The 20,154-nt window shown below is 57.2% G+C and carries 12 protein-coding genes; 11 read left to right on the top strand and 1 reads right to left on the bottom strand.

Going from position 1 to position 20,154, the window contains the following annotated elements; translation table 11 throughout:
- The first annotated feature begins 15 nt into the window (after window positions 1-15).
- From QZ460_RS04245 to QZ460_RS04230, 4 genes are all read left to right on the top strand, one after another.
- On the top strand, window positions 16-1,008 hold the full coding sequence (locus QZ460_RS04245; protein ID WP_290540354.1) for a DNA-directed RNA polymerase subunit alpha: 993 nt from the start codon (window positions 16-18) through the stop codon (window positions 1,006-1,008).
- Window positions 1,009-1,010: 2 nt separating this feature from the next.
- Window positions 1,011-1,601 carry a 50S ribosomal protein L17 gene (gene rplQ, locus QZ460_RS04240; RefSeq protein WP_290540353.1) on the top strand — a complete coding sequence of 197 codons (591 nt, stop codon included), beginning with the start codon at window positions 1,011-1,013 and terminating at the stop codon, window positions 1,599-1,601.
- A gap of 953 nt (window positions 1,602-2,554) precedes the next feature.
- On the top strand, window positions 2,555-5,230 hold the full coding sequence (locus tag QZ460_RS04235; RefSeq protein ID WP_290540352.1) for a TonB-dependent receptor: 2,676 nt from the start codon (window positions 2,555-2,557) through the stop codon (window positions 5,228-5,230).
- 40 nt (window positions 5,231-5,270) lie between these two features.
- Entirely contained in the window at window positions 5,271-6,521 is a 1,251-nt protein-coding gene (locus tag QZ460_RS04230) for a hypothetical protein (protein WP_290540351.1), read from the top strand.
- A gap of 178 nt (window positions 6,522-6,699) precedes the next feature.
- Here QZ460_RS04230 and QZ460_RS04225 read toward each other — a convergent pair whose 3' ends face one another.
- On the bottom strand, window positions 6,700-7,941 hold the full coding sequence (locus tag QZ460_RS04225) for an ROK family transcriptional regulator (RefSeq protein WP_290540350.1): 1,242 nt from the start codon (window positions 7,939-7,941) through the stop codon (window positions 6,700-6,702).
- A gap of 346 nt (window positions 7,942-8,287) precedes the next feature.
- Between QZ460_RS04225 and QZ460_RS04220 the strand changes: the two genes are divergently transcribed.
- The 7 genes from QZ460_RS04220 to QZ460_RS04190 all read left to right on the top strand — a co-directional run bounded on the left by QZ460_RS04220 (window position 8,288) and on the right by QZ460_RS04190 (window position 20,152).
- Window positions 8,288-11,434, top strand: coding sequence for a TonB-dependent receptor (locus tag QZ460_RS04220; protein WP_290540349.1), 3,147 nt, complete (start codon window positions 8,288-8,290; stop codon window positions 11,432-11,434).
- 12 nt (window positions 11,435-11,446) lie between these two features.
- The gene (locus tag QZ460_RS04215) at window positions 11,447-13,435 is read left to right on the top strand and encodes a RagB/SusD family nutrient uptake outer membrane protein (RefSeq protein ID WP_290540348.1); all 1,989 of its coding nucleotides are present in this window, start codon (window positions 11,447-11,449) and stop codon (window positions 13,433-13,435) included.
- A gap of 23 nt (window positions 13,436-13,458) precedes the next feature.
- Complete coding sequence (locus tag QZ460_RS04210; RefSeq protein ID WP_290540347.1) at window positions 13,459-14,457, top strand: DUF5000 domain-containing lipoprotein; 999 nt, start codon at window positions 13,459-13,461, stop codon at window positions 14,455-14,457.
- A 92-nt stretch (window positions 14,458-14,549) separates the two neighbouring features.
- Window positions 14,550-15,821, top strand: a complete 1,272-nt coding sequence (locus tag QZ460_RS04205) for a DUF4855 domain-containing protein (protein ID WP_290540346.1) — start codon at window positions 14,550-14,552, stop codon at window positions 15,819-15,821.
- Between the two features lie 28 nt (window positions 15,822-15,849).
- Entirely contained in the window at window positions 15,850-17,319 is a 1,470-nt protein-coding gene (locus tag QZ460_RS04200; protein ID WP_290540345.1) for a BACON domain-containing protein, read from the top strand.
- 53 nt (window positions 17,320-17,372) lie between these two features.
- Window positions 17,373-19,016, top strand: coding sequence for a phosphodiester glycosidase family protein (locus tag QZ460_RS04195; RefSeq protein ID WP_290540344.1), 1,644 nt, complete (start codon window positions 17,373-17,375; stop codon window positions 19,014-19,016).
- On the top strand, window positions 19,013-20,152 hold the full coding sequence (locus QZ460_RS04190; protein WP_290540343.1) for a DUF4855 domain-containing protein: 1,140 nt from the start codon (window positions 19,013-19,015) through the stop codon (window positions 20,150-20,152). The genes QZ460_RS04195 and QZ460_RS04190 overlap by 4 nt, the downstream gene beginning before the upstream one ends.
- The last annotated feature ends 2 nt before the right edge of the window (window positions 20,153-20,154 follow it).

The raw sequence follows: 20,154 nt of genomic DNA, 5'->3' as shown, positions 1-20,154 counted from the left end.
ACAAATTCACTCATTATGGCAATATTAGCATTCCAGAAACCTGAGAAGGTTATTATGCTTGAATCCACTTCGTCGTTCGGAAAGTTCGAATTCCGACCGCTGGAGCCCGGATTCGGTATGACTGTCGGTAACGCTTTGCGTCGTATTCTGCTCTCTTCGCTGGAGGGTTACGCAATCACGACTGTCAAGGTAGCCGGTGTCGATCACGAGTTTGCCGCTATCCCCGGTGTGATGGAGGATATGTTGAACATCATCCTCAATCTGAAGCAGGTTCGTTTTATCCGCACAGTCGATAATCAGGATGCCGAAAAAGTATCCATTAACGTTGCGGGTGTTACGGAGCTGACTGCCGGATATATCTCGAATTACCTGTCGTTCTTCAAGGTCCTCAATCCCGACCTGGTGATCTGTCACCTGGCTCCGGGAACGAAGATGCAGATGACGCTCACGATCGGCAAAGGTCGCGGCTACGTACCTGCCGAGGAGAATGCTCCCGCTGAATGCGAATTCGGAACGCTCCCGATCGACTCGATCTTCACGCCCATCAAGAACGTGAAGTACTCGATCGAGAACTACCGTGTCGAGCAGAAGACCGACTACGAGAAGTTGAATTTGGAAATTACAACCGACGGGTCGATTCACCCCAAAGAGGCTCTGAAAGAGGCCGCAAAAATTCTCATCCAGCACTTCATGCTCTTCTCCGACGAGAAGATCACCGTCAACATGGAAGACACGAACGGTGCCGAGGAGTTTGATGAGGATGTGCTCCACATGCGTCAGCTGCTGAAGACCAAGCTCTCGGATCAGGATCTTTCGGTCCGCGCCCTGAACTGCCTGAAGGCTGCCGACGTCGATACCGTGGGGGATCTCGTGAAGCTGAACCGCAACGACCTGCTGAAGTTCCGCAACTTCGGTAAGAAGTCTTTGACGGAGCTGGACGAGTTGCTGACCTCGCTCAACCTGAAGTTCGGTATGGACGTATCAATCTACAAACTTGACAAAGATTAATTATGAGACACAATAAGAATTTCAACCACCTGGGCCGTCAGGCAGGCCACCGCAAGGCCATGCTGTCGAACATGGCTTCGTCGCTGATTCTGCACAAACGCATCGAAACGACGGTTGCCAAGGCCAAGGCCGTTCAGCGTTTCGTGGAGCCTCTGGTCACCAAGTCGAAGGAGGACACGACGCACTCGCGCCGTATCGTATTCTCGTACCTGAAACAGAAAGAGGCCGTTACGGAGTTGTTCCGTACGATCGCGCCGAAGATCTCGGAGCGTCCGGGCGGTTACACCCGCATCCTGAAGACCGGTTTCCGTCTGGGCGATGCTGCCGACATGTGCATCATCGAGTTCGTTGACTTCAACGAGGCTTACACGCTGGGCATCGCTCCCGCAGCCGCTGTCGAGGCGAAGCCGAAGACGCGTCGCTCGCGCAAGTCGGCTGCCAAGGCTGTCGACGCTGTCGAGGAGGCTACCGTTGTCGAGGGCGCACCCAAGAAGGCTGCCGCTCCGAAGAAGCCCGCAGCTCCGAAGGCTGCTTCGGCCAAGGCTGCTGCTCCGAAGGTTGCGAAGAAGACCAATGTGGGCAAGAAAATGTAAATTTTCGATGGTATAGGGCCTCTTTGCCCTTGCTTTCGTGTGGCGCGAATGGGATGTGCTTCGGTACTACCCATCCGCGCCGCACTGCGTTTGGAGGGGGGGGTATCCGCTTCGCTGGAGGATTTGCGCTGGGGGATTTGCGCTGGGGGATTCGTGCCGCAGGATTCCGGAAAATCCTTTGGACCCGCTACAACCAACCGTGCATTTCGGGTGAAAATAGGGTTTGGGGACAGGTGGGGTGGTCGAGTCTTCCGTCTGCAATCGAAAATCGATGTACCAAGAGCAGGGACCGTTTATACGGTTCCTGCTCTTGGTGCAATCTGTTGGGGGGGCTGGAGTGGTCGGGAAATACGATCCTTACATCAGGGGAGTTTGGGCCTGTTTTCGGTTTTGGGCAGCAACTGGATTTTTTTCCGGAATAATACGGCGGGGTAGACGGGCGGCAGCTCGATTTCTGCCGGAGCAATGCGGCGGGGCTGGTTGGCGACTGGAGCAATATTGCGGGAACGGTGGTATTTTGCTCTATGTTGGAGCAATGCGGTTGTTGGGGCGATGCTGCGGGGAGTGGGCGGCAGTTGGAGCAATTCAGCGGGGGTAGGGGACAGTTGCGAGGGGAAGGTTTGGGGTGCCCGTCGGCGTGGATTGGTTGCTTGTTATATACGGTACATATCCCGAAAGCGGCGTTTTGGGCCGCATTCGGTGCGTTATGGACTTTTGCGCGGGGGGCTTTGCGGTCCGATCTGTCTTTTCGGGAGGCAGGAGGTGGCCCGGCTGCAGTCCCGGCGTCCGTTATGCGCATCATCCTGCTCCGTCAGAGCAGACGGAGGGTCTGTTTCGTCGCTGATTCGGGGCGAATTGGGTTTTGTAATGGAAAATACACATCTGCGACATTTTTGCGCAATACCGCCTTTCGATCTTTGCACCCGAAATAGAGATGAAAAATACGTTAACGCATGTCATTACGAAAAATTCTGCTTACCACGCTGTTCTTATGCATATCCGGAGTTGCCGGTGCCGTTTCGCTCAAAGGTGTAATCGTCGATAAAACGACGCAGGAAGTACTTGTCGGAGCTACCGTTATGGTGAACGGTACGACAAAGGGTACGACAACCGATGCCGCGGGGCGTTTCGAACTGAATCTTGCACAAGGCCCCTGCTCGCTGGTTATTTCCTATATCTCCTTCGTGACCCGCGAGCTCAATGTCCGGATCGAGGACGGAATGCCGGAACTGCGTGTCGAGCTGGAGCCCGATAGCCAGATGCTCTCCTCGGTGACCGTGACGGCCCGCAAGAATCTGGAATCGGAACGCAGTCTGCAGACCGAACGCATCGCCTCGAACGTGGCTATCGAGAATATGGGTGCCAAGGAGATGTCGGTCAAGGGTATTTCCAACGTGCAGGAAGGATTGCGGAAAATGGCGGGCATATCCATCGCCCAGGCCGGTCAACTCATTGTCCGCGGACTGGGAGACCGTTACAGCATCACCACGCTCAACGGGCAGCCCATCGCCTCGCCCAACCCCGACAACAAGCTGATTCCGCTGGATATTTTCCCCTCGTCGACCGTGAAGAACATCACCGTGAGCAAGGTCTATGAGGTCAGCTCCTATGCCGACTATTCGGGGGCGCACATCAACATCGACACCCGCGAAAACTCCGGAGATGACTTTTTTACGGTGGATTTCCACGCTGGCGGGCAGTTCAACACGCTGGGGGGCGACTTCTACCGCATGGATCACCGCTCGCTCTTCACGCAGCCTGCAGTGGACGGCAAGGCCCTCTCGTCGAGTCTGTCCGAATTCCGCGAGTATGTGAAAACGAAGGATATTTTCGATACGGATTTCTCGGTTTCGAAGAAAACGGCCCTGCCCGTTATCGGCGGCAACCTGGCCTGGGGCCGCGAGTTCAAGGTCGGGCGTCAGAAGGTGAGCCTGCTGGCTTCGGGAGGCATGAGCAACGATCTGCAAACTCTGGAAGATGCCGAATTCCGGAGACTCGAAGCCACGGGAACCATTACCGACGAATATGCTTATGACAGTTATGCAAGTGAACTGAAAATGGCGGCTCTGGCGAGCCTGAGTACTACTCTGCGCGATGCCGACCGCATCAGTTACACTTTCTTCTATGCCCGCAACGCCATGGATACCTACATGCGCCGGGAAGGATACGACCAGGAGAGCCACCATCTGATCGGCAGCAACGATGTGATGCACGTCTACAAGCTGATGACCAATCAGTTGAACGGTATCCACGAATTCGGCAAGCGCTGGAAACTGCGCTGGAGCGGTTCTTACACCCTCACTGCATCCGACGAGCCCGACCGTCGGCAGGTGATGTACCTGCGCAATGAGGACGGTTCGCTGTCGCTCTTCAAGCTCAACCAGCAGGAGACCATGCGTTACTTCGGAACTCTCGACGAGAACGAATGGAACGCCCATGCCGCAGTCGACTACGGCTTCGGTACCGCGCATAAGTTCACGGCGGGATTCTCCTTCAAGGACAAGAGCCGCGACTACGAAGGTGTCCGTTTCTACTACAACCTGTCCGCCCTGTCGCCCGAGATCAAGGACATCTATTCGCCGAACGACTACCTTAATTTTGAGAATGTGGCGAACGGAACGCTTGGGATCAGCCGCCATAAGCAGCCCAAGGACGCCTACGAGGCCGGAAACCGGATTCTGGCAGGTTATCTCTCGCTGGATCTGAAACCGCTGCCGGAACTGCTGATCAACGCCGGGGTGCGCTACGAGGCCTCGAAGCAGTGGGTACGCTACCATAACGACCAGAGCATGCGCGAACGGCGCGATTTGGACCGGAACGACTTTTTCCCTGCCCTGAACGTCAAATACGAATTCGGCGAAAAGCACCAGCTGCGTCTGGCGGCATCGCGCACGATTACACGTCCTTCGTTCATCGAGATGGCTCCGTTCCTCTATCAGGAGTCCTACGGTTCGGTACAGCTGCGCGGTAACGAGGATCTGCAGAACAGCTACAACTACAACCTCGACCTGCGTTACGAATTCCTGAACCGTCGCGGCGACATGGTCTCCATAACGGGTTATTACAAGTACCTCGACGAACCGATCGAACGCGTGCAGACGCTCGCCGGAGGTGCTGCCGTGCATACGTTCCGCAATGCCGACAACGGTATGGCCGCCGGTCTGGAGGTCGAGGTGCGCAAAGCCCTGACGCAGACCCTGCGCATCGGCGTGAACGGAACCTATATGTACACCAACGTCAAGCTGCCCGAGGGCGGTGCATACACCAACAAGGAACGGGCCCTGCAGGGTGCTTCCCCCTATCTGGTCAATGCCGACCTCACGTGGTCGCCCCGCTTCGGCGAAGTGAAGCAGCTCAATCTGGCCCTGCTTTACAACCTGCAGGGACCCCGGATTCACGCCGTGGGAATCTCCGGACTGGGCGACATCGAGCAACGTGCCGTGCACACGCTCAACTTCTCGGCAGGGTACCGGTTCTGCCGCTGGGCCGAGGTGAAGCTACAGCTGACCGATCTGCTCAACCGTGCGATGGTCTTCGAGCAGGAAGTGCCGCAGACGGGTGGCTCGGTCGAGGTTGAGCGATACAGACGCGGAGCCGGATTTGAGATCGGGATGAACTTGAAATTCTGACAAAAGGGTAAACATAACACAACTTTCAAATTTCAATCAGATGAAAAAGTATTGGAAATTTTTGGCGGCGGTGGCAATCGCCTCGATGACGCTCGCAACCTCCTGCAACGATGACGAAGGCAAGGGTGATGGCAACAAGAACCAAGGACTGAAGGGTGAAATTCCCGCAGGAGAAACCCTCACGGGCAATATTACGGACGATGTAATCCTTACCGCAGGTAATACCTATAAGCTCAGCGGCGGTCTGCACGTCAAGGACGGCGCTACGCTTCGAATCCAGCAGGGCGTTCAGCTCATCGCCATCGACGACGATAAGCCCGATTACATTCTGATCGAACAAGGAGCCAAAATAGATGCTCAGGGCACGGCTGCGAAGCCGATCGTGATGACCTCCGAGCAGAAGAAGGCCGGAGCGTGGGGCGGTATCCACATTTGCGGTAAAGCCCATACCAACGCCGGAACAGGCGTGCGGTCGGAGATCGGCGACGCTCCCTATGGCGGCAGCCAGGATGACGACAATTCGGGTACTCTGCGCTACATCCGTCTGGAATACACGGGATTTGCTCTCGACGAAGAGCACGAAGCCAACGGCGTTTCGTTCTACGGCGTCGGCAATGGTACGACCGTGGAGTATCTGCAAGCCTACAAGGGTTCGGACGACGGCTTCGAGTTCTTCGGCGGATCGGTCAACGTGAAACACCTGGTTGTGACCAGCTGCTCCGACGACTCATTCGACTGGACCGAGGGCTGGAACGGAAAAGGTCAGTTCCTCGTGGCTTATCAGGAGGCCGAGTCGACGCTCGGATACGACTGCGACTGCCTGATGGAGTGCGACAACAACGGCAAAAACTCCGCTGCAACGCCGGTGGCACATCCCATTCTGGCCAATGTGACATTGGTGGGTAACAATGCGACGACCGGAACCCGCGGCGTGCGTCTGCGTGCAGGTACCGAGGTGGAGCTCTACAACGCCATCATCACCGGCAAATCGAAGTGCATCACCGTAGAGACCCCCGAAACCGAAAATTCGTTCTCGAAAGGGCAGAACCCCTCGAAACTCGAGTACATCTCGATGAGCACGGTGCTCAATTCGAAGGAGGGGATCTACACCAACACCAATTTCGCTGCTGCGGCCGGTAATGCAACCGACTACACCAATGCGTTGACCGATCAGTATGTCGGAACCATTGCCGGCGGCAAGACGCTTTCCGACAGCTTCTTCACGGCTGCCGCCTACAAAGGTGCCGTTCCGGCCGACAACAACTGGACGGCCGGCTGGACGTTGAATTGATGTCTGGTCCCCGAATGCACAAAAGCCGACGGACTTCATGATGAACGCTGCGCTTTGTGCCTTGCCCTGTGCGGTCGCCCCTTCGGGCAATGCGGAATGGGCGCTCTGATAGCCTTGCGGTGAGAGCCGCAGTGGAAAGGAACCGGTTGACCGGTTAGCCGGCCAGCCGGTTAACCGGTCATTCTTTGCTCAGCATTCGGTCCCGGATGGCCTTTTTCCGGGCGATCATGCAGGCGCCGGTGATTCCCGCATCGCTGCCCAGCATCGAGGGGAGGATGGTCAGATGCTGCGTCAGCAGCCGGAGCGAGTATTTGAGGATGGCCTGTTTGGCCGGTTGCAGGAAGTAGGAGGACGGGATTTTTGTGATCCATCCGCCCAGAATGATGCAGTCGGGATTGAGCAGGTTGATCAGCCCCGCTAGCAGGAGCCCCAGGTCGCTGGCCGTTCGGGTGATGAGCTCCACACAGAGCCGGTCTCCGAGTTTGGTGGCTTCGATGATGTCGCCGATGGTGATTTTCTCGCCCTCCCATACCTTTTGGGAGAGGACCGATGTCTCGTGGTTGTGGATTCGCTCGATCAGCTTGCGGCAGATGGCGCTTCCCGATACCTCGGTCTCGATGCAACCCTTCTTGCCGCACTGGCACATGATGTTGTTGTTGTAGTGGGAAATGTGGCCGAATTCGCCCGAATAGCCGTCCTTGCCGTAGTAGATTTCCCCGTTGATGATCAGACCGAGTCCCAGACCCCAGCCGACATTGACGTAGATGGCGTTCTTCAGGGTGGGGTCGACCACCGCGGCGTATTCCCCATAGGCCATGGCCTTGGTGTCGTTTTCGATGTATACGGGCATCCTCAGCCGTTCGGAGAGCAGCTCGGTGAGCGGGATCTCGCGCGTCTCCTCGAAGTTGAACACCGTGGCACTGGTCCCCTGGAGGGAGTTGATGCGGCCTCCAATGTTGAAGTTGGCCCCCGCGATCTCGGCCCGGTTGCGGAGCAGGAACTGCCCGGTAAACTGGGTGATGAGGGTGCAGATCTCGTCCAGCTTGTTGTGCGTGTTTTCAAACCGAAAGTCGGGGAAGCGTTCGATGTGGACCATCTCGCCCTGCAGGTTCATCAGCCCCAGCGTCAGTTCGAACGGGCGGATGTCGACACCCAGAAAATAGTAGGCTTCGGACCGGACGTGATAGAGGATGGGCTTGCGTCCCCGTTTGTTGGTCTGCAGGCATTCGGTCCGTTCCAGAAGTCCCTGCTCGTGGAGCTCCGCCACATATTTGGCAATGGTCGTAACGCTGAATCCGGTCTGTTCCGAAATCTCGGGGATGATGAACTCTCCCTTTCGGAAGATGCATTGCAGAATGGTGTTCTTGACAATTCCGCTCGGATCGCTGGAATGCGATGCTGTTGTGGAAGGGCGTGCCATGTTTTGGTGGGTTATCTAAAACAAATGTACGAATTTTAAATGAATTAAAAAACATTCTTTTTCAATACTTCTTACTAATTGTAAAAGGGGACTTTTTATAAATTTCGGTTGTTTTTCCTTGTAACATACTGTTGCTTATGGTTTTGCGCTGTGTGAGGCCTTCTCGGGCCGATTTGCGTAATGAAAAATCTGCTGTTTTAAATCAAAATATAATCGAAAGGAAACAGTGGCTTTAAAAAACCTTGCTATTTTTGTTTGTATGATCTGAATTTATTTAAATCAGGCCGAATTTTATTTGAAGGTAATAACGAATCACCTAAATTCTTAATCAATTTATGAGGAAACTATGACGAATTCACGTTCCAAAAATCTGTGGGGAGTAAGTGACTTGCTCCTGATATTACTGGCGCTCTTGCTGGTAAATCCGGCGTTTGCATCGGTCGGGAGTCGGCGGGTGGAAAACGACGAAGTGGCTGCAACGAAGGCTGATGCCAAAGAGTTGATCGCCAAAGGTAAGGTGCTCGATGCAAACGGTCAGCCCGTGGCCGGCGTCGCCGTCATCGTGGACGAGACGAAAGCCGGCGTGGTGACCGACGCAAACGGTTACTACGTGATCGAAGTGCCGCGAATCGGTTCGAAACTGATCTTTTCCAGCCTGGGATACAAGACCCAGGAGGCCATCGTCCCGAAATCCCTGGCCCTGGATATCTTCCTGCAGGAGGATACCGTCGAGATGGAGGCTGCGGTCGTTGTCGGTATGGGACACCAGCGCAAGGCGAGTGTGATCGGTGCGATCTCCTCGGTGGCCAATGAGAACCTGCAGATCCCGCAGCGCAACCTGACCAATGCCCTGGCCGGCAAGGTGGCCGGTGCGGTGGTTGTGCAGCGCACCGGCGAACCCGGTATGGACAATGCCGAGTTCTGGATCCGCGGTATCTCCTCCCTGAACTCCAGCGCCCCGCTGGTGCTGGTGGATGGCGTCGAGCGCGAGATGTCCGACCTGTCGATCGAGGAGATCGAGTCGATCTCGGTGCTCAAGGATGCTTCGGCCACGGCCGTCTACGGTGTGCGTGCCGCCAACGGTGTGGTGCTCGTCACGACACGCCGTGGTGTGGCCCAGAAGGCTGCCATCGATGTGAAGATCGAGGGCGGCGTCTCCAATCTGGTCAACATGCCCAAACTGCTCGACGGTGTCAATTACATGAAGCTCTACAACGAGGCGTATGGCAGCGAGTTCTACACTCCCGAGCAGATCGCAATGACGGCCTCGGGCGTCGATCCCTATCTCTATCCGAATGTCAACTGGTTCGACGAACTCTTTACGAAGACCTCGTCCAACATGCAGGCTTCGGTCAGCGTGCGGGGCGGCGGTGAGCGGGCCCGCTACTACGTTACGGCCAGCTACCTGCGCGACAACGGCAACCTATACAACAATCCCGATACGGATTACAGCACCAACATCCATATCAAGCGCTACAACTTCCGTTCGAACATCGACATGACCATCACCAAGACGACGACGCTCGGTCTGGAGATCGGTGCCAACATGACCGATGCCCACCAGCCCCGTCCGATCACCAGCAACAACAACTATCAGTCGCAGGCCAGCGAGATCTTCGACATGTGTTACCAGCAGGACCCGATCACCACTCCGGTGCGTGTGCCGCTGGGTTATGACGAAGGCGGCAAGATGCAGTGGGGATGGGGTGCGCCGCTCTCGACCAGTCTGGGCAACCCCGCCGAGCGGCTTTTCGGATCGGGCTACAACAAGACCTACAAGACGCAGATCATGAGCCAGATCGTCCTCAAGCAGGACCTGCCCTTCATCACCGAAGGACTCAATCTGACCGCTTCGTTCTCCTACGACGTGAACACCATGTCGATTCAGGCCCGCGGCAAGTATTCGTCGCTCTATGCCATCAACGGCATCGATGACGAGACGGGACTCTATAAACTCGTGCAGCGCCGCGTGGGCGACGAGTTCCTGGGCTATACCCACATCAATTCGGGCGACCGCGCCGACGAGTTCAAGGCACAGATCAACTACGACCGCGTTTTCAACGACCGGCATCGTGTGGGCGCCATGGCGATGTACTACCAGCGCAGTTTCAACAACCTGGCTGCCGGTTCGTCGATCCTGGCCCTTCCCTACCGGAAGCAGGGCCTTGCCTTCCGTGCCACCTATTCGTTCGACGACCGCTACTTCGTGGAGTACAACATGGGTTACAACGGTTCGGAGAACTTCAAGAAGGGACATCGCTTCGGCGTCTTCCCCGCAGGGGCCGTCGGATACCTCATCTCCAATGAGAAGTTCTGGAACGTGAAGTGGATCAACCACCTCAAGATCCGCGCGTCGATCGGTCTGGTCGGTTCGGACGCCCTCGCAGCCGGCCGTTTCGCCTATTTGAGCACCTGGGGCGGAGGTATCGGCGGCCACCACTTCGGCCCTACGGGTACGTGGTTCGGCAGCGTCGGTGAAGCCCAGGAGGGTGTGAACGACCTGACCTGGGAGAAGGGTCTCAAGAAAGATGTCGGACTGGAGATCAAGATGTTTGATTCGGCCCTTTCGCTGGACTTCGACTACTTCCATGAGAAGCGTTGGGATATTCTCATCCGGCGCAGCATCGTCCCCGGCATCAGCGGCCTGAACCAGCAGCCGCTGGCCAACATGGGCAAGATGAAGAACTACGGCTTCGAGAGCACGCTGGAGTTCTCGCACCACATCGGCCCGGTCAACTACCGTCTGTACGGTAACTTTACCTTTGCCCGCAACAAGGTGCTGGAGAAGGATGAGGCTCCGACGGATCCGTGGCGCATGCGCACGGGACATCGTCTGAACCAGTGCTTCGGTCTGGTGGCGCTCGGCCTGTTCGAGGATCAGGATGATATCGACCTCAGCCCCGAGCAGAAGTTCGGTACGGTGCGTCCCGGTGATGTCAAGTACCTCGACTACAACAAGGACGGTGTCGTGGACTCGCACGACGAAGTGGCCATCGGCTATTCGAACGTGCCGGAAATCAACTACGGTTTCGGCTTGCAGATCAACTGGAAGGGACTGGACATGGGCGTCTTCTTCCGCGGTCAGGCCAATGTGAATTACTATCTGGGCGGGTCGTTCTTCCCGTTTGCCCGCGGTGTCGGCCAGGGCAACCTCTTTGCGAAGGCGCTCGACCGCTGGTCCGAGGAGAATCCCAATCCGAACGCCTTCTATCCGCGTCTGTCGGCCACCACATCGACCAACAACCAGAAAACATCGACACGCACCATCTATAACGGTAACCTGCTCCGTCTTTCGGACCTGGAGGTGGGGTACACCTTCAGGGGCAAGGCGCTGAAGTCGTGGGGCTGCAACTCGATCCGTGTCTACTTCGTCGGCAGCAACCTGCTGCTCTGCTCCCCGTGGGACATGTGGGATCCGGAGACCGGTTCGCAAAATGGTGGAGCCTATCCCTTGTCGCGGAAGTTCAATTTTGGCGTCAGACTCTCATTCTAAACACAAATAATGATGAAACAATATATTTTCCTTTTGATGGCTCTGCTTTTCACGGGTTGCGAATACCTGGACAAGGAGCCCGATGACATGAAGACCGATAAAATGGTCTGGAGCAACCGGAACGAGGTGTTGAAGTATCTGACCAACTGCTACGGAGCCCTCCCGATGGATAATCTCCACCAGGGAGATCCCTGGTTGGGTTGCTCCGACGAGTGCGATATTCCCTGGGCCGTCTATCCGACCTACGGCATCAACCTGGGCAACTGGGAGCCTGCCACCAGTTTCTACGTGACATGGAACCTCTATTACCGCGCCATCCGCTCCACGTTCGTATTCGAGAACAACGTGGGCAAATGCGGCGAGTTGTCGCAGGACCTGAAAGACCGCTATTTGGGCGAGGCGCTCTTCTTGAGAGGCTATTATTACTTCCTGCTGCTGCGTCAGTACGGGCCTGTCGTCCTGCTTAAGGAGCTGATGCCCAACGAAACGAATTTCGGCAATCTTCCGCGCGCTCCGTTTGATCAGTGCATCGGATACGTCTGCGAACTGATGGATCGTGCCGAGACGCTGCTGCCGTTTTCCTATGCTTCGGAGCCCGAATGCCTGGGTCGCGCCACCATTCCGGCGTGCCGTGCCGTGAAGTCGTCGGCCCTGCTGCTGGCCGCCTCGCCCCAGTGGAACGGAAACAAGGACTACGCCCAGTTTGTGAACCACGACGGAACGCCTCTGGCCAGTACGCAGTATGACGAAACCAAATGGAAAACGGCCGCCGAGGCTGCCAAAGCCGTGATCGATCTCTCGGAAAAGAAGTTGGACGAGACCGGGCTGAAACTCTATACGGGGGGTGTCAACATCGATTCGGACGACTACAATCCCTACAAGGCCTATTACGATCTGTTCAATACCGGCTGGAATTCGGAGATCATCTTCGGGTCGATCGACCAGGGTTCCGGTTCGTGGGATAACCGCGGCCCCCGTTATGCGTGGATGGTGCACTGCATCCCGACGGGTGTGAACTGCATGGGTGGTGTCGGTCCGACGCTCCGTCTGGTCGACGCCTTCTATATGGAGAACGGGCGCACGATCGACGACCCGCAGTCGAATTACATCGAACGCGGATTTGTCACCAAGGACGGTCCGCACTACAACCCCAACAACGTCGACCAGAGCAGTGAGGCCGGTCGCAAGAAGTTGCTTGCCGACCTGAAGAGCCTCGATGCATGGGGACACTCGAAGGGCGACTGGAACATGTTCTGCAACCGCGAGGCCCGGTTTTATGCTTCGGTCAATTACAACCACCGCGTTCAGTTGCCCTATTCGGACGATGCGGCCATCCGCAACAAGCTGAACAGAACGAAGGACCAGCAGGACGGATGGGGCCGTGTGGAGCTCTACCGGGGCGGTACGAGCAATTCGGGCGAGAACCTGAACTTCCCGATGACCGGCTTCCTGGCTCAGAAACGCATCGTGCCCTGCGACTTCTACAACAACACGATGCCGGGCAAATACGTCTCGATCTACATCCGTTATGCCCAGATCCTGCTCGACTACATCGAGGCGCTGAACGAGTACGATCCGGCGAATGCCGATATTCAGAAGTACTGGGATCAGGTCCGCAAACGCGCAGGTCTTCCGAGCATCTTCGAAACCTATCCTTCGATTCGCGGCAATCGGGAGCAGCAGCGCGAGTACATCCTCCGCGAGCGTCAGGTCGAGCTGAACTTCGAAGGCGACCGCTACTTCACGACCCGTCGCCGCCTGTTGTGCGAAACCCCCGATCTGGGAGGAGCCTCCGACGACCGCAAGTATGGCGACAGCGGCCGTGTATGGGGTCTTTCGGTCGAGGCCGGAGATCCGAAGACCAACAATTTCAAATCGACGGAGTTCTATACGCGCAAGGCTTTCGAAAGCCGTGTGTTCCGCAAAGAGTATTATTTGTTCCCCATTCCGCAGTCCGAGATCGACAAGAGCCCTGCTCTGGTCCAGAATCCCTGGTGGTAGCGGATATTTAACGATCAAGAGAAATGAAACGTATCTATTCGATCCTTACGTTTTTGGCCTTGGCGGGAGGTGTCTTGACCTCCTGCGACCAGGATGCCAAGTTCAGTACCTATATCCCGACCCACGCCTTGCATGAGATGGTCCGTTCGGCCAAGGCAACCTGTGGCGAGGAGACGGTAACCGGTGCGGTGGATAACAATACGCACGCCATCAAGTTTGTCTTTGTCTCGGATGTCGATTTTTCCAAAGTCAAGGTCGTCATCGACTATGCCTCGCGCACGGTGCTCAAGGAGGGCGCTTTTACCGAGCAGGAAATCAATCTGACGACGCCTTATACCTTTGTCCTGAACAACCTCGAGGAGGATTTCACCTACACGATTTCGGTCGACAAGGCCCTCGTGGCCGAAGTTGACCGCGCCCAGTGTGCGGTGCTGGCGATGGAGAACGATGCCGTTTATGATGACACGGCGCCCGGTCAGGCCGGCGGACACATCCGCTATTGCTTCGACGGCAAACGCATGTCGAAAAAGGAGGCCTACGGCGAAGTCGGCTACAACTTCTTTGGCTGGACGATGAAGGAGCCTGCTCCGGAGGGTCACGGCAATTCGTTTACGTTCGATGTCGGAGAGCCGATGCGTCTGTCGAAGATGCTCATCTGGCCGTATTGGCCCTACAACAACAATGCCCCGGCCATCTACGAGATCTATGCCTACACGTTGCCCGGCGAACCTACGGGAGACTGGGCCAACTGGGTGAAGATTGCCGATGTGGACGATTCCGACAAGTGGGAGATCGTGAAGAATGCCCAGCCGGGGTCGGCCGAAGACCTGACGACGCAGGGTACTACGATCGAGTTCAAATTCGGGGATGTCCCCGAGACCCGTTACTACCGCCTGAAGATGGTCAAGAACTTCTATGCGGCATTTGGCGAGGCCATGAATGCGAACTGGAAGGTTCGTCAGAATTGGTTCACCCTTTCGGAAATCGAGTTGTGGCGTTATAATATCAGTGAGAAAGAGTAATGAGATTTGTTCGCTATATTGTCTGGAGTGTGTTGTCTGCATGCGCAATGGGCGCATGCGGGCACTCCTCGGACGATGATACCCAAGCACCTGTGCTGCCTCCGGAGACCCCGGAGGCCCCGGAGACTACGCTGACGGTTACCAATCGTCAGGGAACCCCCGTAACCCGGTATGATCTGCCTTTCGGATTCTTTTCCGAGTCGTTGATCGTCCGCTCCAATACGAAATGGACCGCGCGCGTTTCGGATCAGGCGGCCGAATGGCTCTCCGTCTCGGTCGGGTCGGCCGTCACGGCAGAAGTCTCGGTGGCGGTCAACACGACGGGTGAGGTCCGCACGGGGACGCTCCTCTTTGAAACTCAGGACGGAAAGGCAACGGTTGAAATCCCGGTTACGCAGCAGTCCGGGCAGACGATCGGAGCCTCGCCCATTCAGGACCTGATGCTGATCTACGACAACGACAGCGGCGAGCCCTATACCCGGGAGCGATTCCGTGCGACGGTGGCTACCGACGAGGAGAATCCGCGCTGGCTGTTCGACGGATTCCTCTTTTTGACGAGCCGCTTCGACGGCAAGACCCTTGCCGGAGAGCCCACGATCGCCTCTTCGAACAAGGAGGACTGGCTCAAGCTGCTGGATTTCTATTTCGGCCATGACTCCCATTCCGTGCCGGCACTCGATGCTGCGATCGGTGCGCTCAAACCCCGGGTTCAGGGGCCGTTCCACCGGCGCAAGGTGGTGATCATGCTGCCCGATCCGCAGGATCGCCAGACCGACTGGGGCGAGCTGGACGGCAAAAAGCTGGACTTCAGTAATTTCGAGGACCGGATTGCCGCCTGCAAGTGGTATGTGGATCAGCTGCTTGACCATTTCGCGCGGCGTGAGTATGCCAACATCCAGCTGGCCGGCATCTATTGGATCAAGGAGTCGGGCAGCTTCCTGCCCAAGTACCTGAGCCAGGTGGCGGACTACATCCATGCGAAAGGTCTCGACTTCTATTGGATTCCCTATTACGAGGCGTTCGGCTTCAGCAAGTGGGCGAGCTACGGGTTCGACCGGGCCTATTATCAGCCCAATTATATGACCCACCCGGAGTTCACCCGGACGCGGCTCTATGAGGCATGCGACATGGCCAAGGCCTGCGGAATGTTGATGGAGCTCGAGTTTGAGACGCATCAATCCCTGCAGGTCAATGCCGATTATGTGGATGTCTATGAGGAATTGGGGCTTTTCGAGACACAGAGTCTGGCGTATTACGAGGCTTCGGCGCTCGAGTACTGGAAAGAGGGCATCGCGGAGGAACGCGCCTTTTATGAGCGCATCTGCAAACTCGTTGCTGCCCGGCAACAAGCATTTTATCAATAAAATCTTTAATGGAACTATAATCTAAGCGATGAAAGCATATAAATTAGTCTTACTGGTAGCGTTGGCTTTGGTTGCTGCGGCCTGTTCGGACGACGAGGCTCCCTTCGTGAAACTGCCCGAGCCCATTGCCCTGAATGCCGAAGAGAATATCATCACGTTTGACGTCTCTTCGAATGTGGGTTGGAAACTGACGGTTTCCGATCCGTGGTTCAAGATCACTCCCAAGCACGGAAGCGGAAAGACGACGCTCAAACTGGGTGTCGATCGCAACAAGACGGGTGCGGCACGTACGGCGACGATCGAATTTGCCTATGCCAACGGCACGGTGGAGCGTCTGGAGGTCTCGCAGGCCGCCTATATGGTGGAGATGGAGATTAAGGCCCCCGAGTCTGTCGTTGTGAAAAAGGACGAGCAGCTGAGTCTGGCCATTTCGGCCAACACCGAAGATTGGGTCTATACGCTGACCGATGGCGATTGGCTCAAGGAGGCGTCGAAAACGGCCGAAGCGCTGGTCTTCAACCTCGATCCTTCGGTGCGCTTCGACGAGGCGGAGCCTGCCCGGCTGCGCTTCACCTCCGATTCCGATCCGCTCTTTGAGCGTCTGGTCTCGGTGAAACCGATCGATTTCGTGAAGTTCACGGCCCAGGCCCCCGAGTCCGTGGAGGTGAAGGAGGGCGCTCAGCTGACGGTCGACGTGGAGTCCAATGTCGCGGATTGGACCTATGCCGTAACGAACGGAGCCTGGTTGAAGGAGAAGTCGCGGACAGCCACCCGGCTTGTCTTCGATCTGCTTCCCGACCAGCTGCTCGACGCTTCGGTCAAGGCGCGGATCAAATTCTCGTCGCCCTCTTATGCCAATCTGGCCTCGACGCTGGAGATTCAGCCCGTATCGACGGGGCCTGCCATGGCAATGGTCGACAAGTCGAAGATGAAGGCCTTTGTCCTGCCCAACGACGGAGTGGTCGCCAACAATGCCAATGTGGCCAGCGCCTATCTGTTCGACGGCAAATGGATGACCAACAAGTCGGATTATTCGCCCATCGCCTACAAGCACTGGGAGCTCTCCACGACCAATGACGATGCCAAGGCCGGTCACGGCGACTCGTTTGTGATCGATGCGGGCGTTCCGGTGAAACTGGCCAAGTTCGTGACCTACCACTATTACGACTACGTGTCGCACGACCCGCTGATCTATGAGATCTATGCCTACACGGGAGCCGGAGAGCCCGCGGCCGAGTGGACCGACTGGAAGTGTCTGGGCAAGGTGGATGTGACGGAGATCTCGAAGATCGTCAAGGCACTGCCTGCCAAGGCCTATTCCGAGCACATCGCCAACGGCGACACCCTGGTCATCGAGGAGGCCGACGCCGTGACGGCCCGCTACTACCGCTTCAAGACCTTGAAGAACGGCTATAACTTCTACCGTGATGTTGAACCTTGGAGTGTACGTACCCACTGGCTGACGTTGAGCGAAGTGTCGCTCTTCGGCTACAAATAGTCTTTATTTCGCATGAGGGGCGGCTGCTCATGGGAACAGCCGCCCTTCGTCTTATGATTCGACGGATTTTGATGATGAAAAACTGGTTCATGTGGGGAGCGCTGGCTCTCCTGTCGTCGGCCTCCTGTTCCGATTCGGGAGGGGATACCGATCCGAAGGGGGATCGGCTGGCGGCACCTTCGGAGGTTGCGGCCGAATTCCGGGGCGCGTCCCGGGTTGAGGTTTTGTGGAAGGATCTCTGCACGCAGGAGAGCGGCTATTCGGTCTGGTTGAAAGGCCAAAAGGATGAGACGCCGCAACGCGTGGGCTTTACGGCGGCCGATGCCGAGAGCTATACAGTGAATATGAATCTGGAGCCGGGCAAGAGCTACTGTTTCGGGGTCCGCACCGACGGCCGCAAGGCCTCGATGGCCTCCGAAATCGTCTATGCCGCACCGCTGGCGGCGGAGGATCCCGCCAAACCCGGCGTCGTGCTGGAAGGGGAGGCTGAAGCCACGAGTTCGTGCATCGCCTTGCGTTACAGACTGCGCAATGCGGCGGAATTGAAGGATGCGGTATGCGGCGTGTGCTGGAACACGACCGGCAGTCCGACCGTGAAGGATGCCCGTCAGGACGGTCCCGAACCGGTCGGAGACAAGACTATCTTGCAGGCGATTCCCAATGTCCTGCTGGAGTACGGCCGGAAGTTCCACTTCAGAGCCTACCTCCGTTCGGGCAATACGGTCTGCTACAGCGCCGAGGCGGTTGCCGCTCTGGACGAGGAGCCGCAGGCCATTACGCTGAACTGGAAAAAAATCGATACGGAGGCGTTGCCCCGGTCCGTCTCGGTGTATGAGACGACCGATCGGCTCAACGGGCGGAACTTCCATGCCTGGTATGCCGTCGCCGATCTGGCTGGAGATGTCGAATTGCGGGTGAACATTCCGGATGCCAAGGCCACGATCGACGATCAGATGCGCGCGCTGGGCGGAGCGTGTCATGTATTGGTCAATGCCGGCTATTTCTATGGCGCGAATCATGTGGGCGTGGCCGTGGTGAACGGGACCCCGACCGGGTATATCCCCGATATGCGCGGCTCGCTGCGTGCGGGCGACTCCGAGTACGAGGTCATGTATCACGCGACGCGCGGCATCTTCGGCGTCGACGATACGGGTAAGGCGGCGGTCTGGTGGGTCGGCACGAGCGGCTCGAATTACTATTTCGACCGTCCGCTGCCTTCGGTCAAGGGCGAGGCGAAATATGCTCCCGTCTCTTCGTCGAATCCGGCGACCAACGTCGTCTGGAACCCGCAGTATGCCGTCAGCGCCGGCCCGGTGCTGCTCCGGGAGGGGAAGTGCCCGTTTGACTTCACCCTGACGGAGAAGGGCAAGGAGTATTATCTGAGCAATTTTGAGATCATTCCCTATGACATTTTCGGCCCCGATGTCTCGCCCGACCGCACGGCCGTGGGTCATACGGCCGACGGCAAGGTGATTCTCTTCATTTGCGACGGCCGCATCCCGGAGAGCCGGGGTGCCACGCTGACCGAACTGGCCATGATTCTCAAGGGGCTCGGGTGTGTCGGAGCGCTCAATCTGGACGGCGGCGGCTCGACGGGCATGATGGTCGGCGACAGGCATGTGAACGATTGCAGCACCGAGAATCGTCCGGTGAAAACCACGATCGGATTTTTCCGTAAAACAGAGAGAAACAGATGAAAAAAATTGGGTTTGTTCTTGCGGCGGCGGTTGTCGGCCTGCTGGTCGGGTGGGGCCTTTGCTCCTGCTCGGACGGGCGTCCCAGGGCGTTGACGGCGACGGATTTGGTGTTGATCTATGCCGGCGGCACGCACAGTCCCCGGTGGGATCGGGAGATGATGAGCCATTATGTTACCTATACCGACCGGGAGGGCCGGATGCATTGGCTTTTCGACGGGTTTCTGCTTCTCGAGATCCGTGACATCGGTCCCGGAAGTGCCCGGGTGGCATTCGACCCCGGACACAAGGACACGGACGGCACAGTGCTCCCGGCCGCCACGCAGGTGGACTGGCTCAAGTTGTTGCGCTATTATTTCTCCGAGGGGCACGGCATTGCCGCCATCGAGGAGGCGGTGGCCGCCGCCGCCGAGACGCTCGGCGCTCCTGCGACCAAGCGTCAGGTGGTGATCTCGATCCCCAATCCGATTGTCTACAAGGAGCCGCTGGCCAAGCGCGGCGGTACGTCCTATTGGGGCATGGTGGAGGACCGGATTCTGGATTTCTCCCGGGAGGAGGACCGGTTTCTGGCCTGCAAATGGTATATCGATCAGGCGCTCAGGATGTTTGAGGAACAGGACTACAAGTATGTCGAGCTGGCGGGATTCTATTGGGTCACCGAGGAGTCGGAAAAGGCCAGTCCGTTGTTGGCCGATGTCTCCTCCTATTTGGACGAACGGCAGTGCGAGCTGTGCTGGATCCCCTATTTCCATGCTCCGGGCTACACGGCCTGGCGCGAGCGGGGATTTGATCGTGCGTTCTATCAGCCCAACTACTTTTTCTCGGACGACATTCCGCGCGAGCGGCTGGCGCAGGCCTGTCGCGAGGCGGCAGCAAACGGGCTCGATATGGAGATGGAGTTCGACGAGAGCGCGATGGCCCGATGCGGACGCGGGTCGCGGCTGCGCGACTACATGGAGGCCTTCCGCGAATCGGGAGCCTGGGCCGGCAGCCGCATTGCCTATTATCAGAGCCATCAGGGGCTGGTCGTCCTGAAGAATTCGTCCGTTGAGGAGGATGTGGACCTTTACCACGATTTCTGCACCTTCGTTTCGCAGCGTCCGTTCCGCACGCTGCGGGCGGCAACCGAAAAACTGTAACC

Origin of the sequence: Alistipes sp., assembly GCF_020026455.1 — a bacterium.
In the GTDB taxonomy this organism is placed as follows: Bacteria; Bacteroidota; Bacteroidia; order Bacteroidales; family Rikenellaceae; genus Alistipes.
Note: the sequence above shows the minus strand (reverse complement) of the source record. Positions and strands in the feature narration are given on the sequence as shown.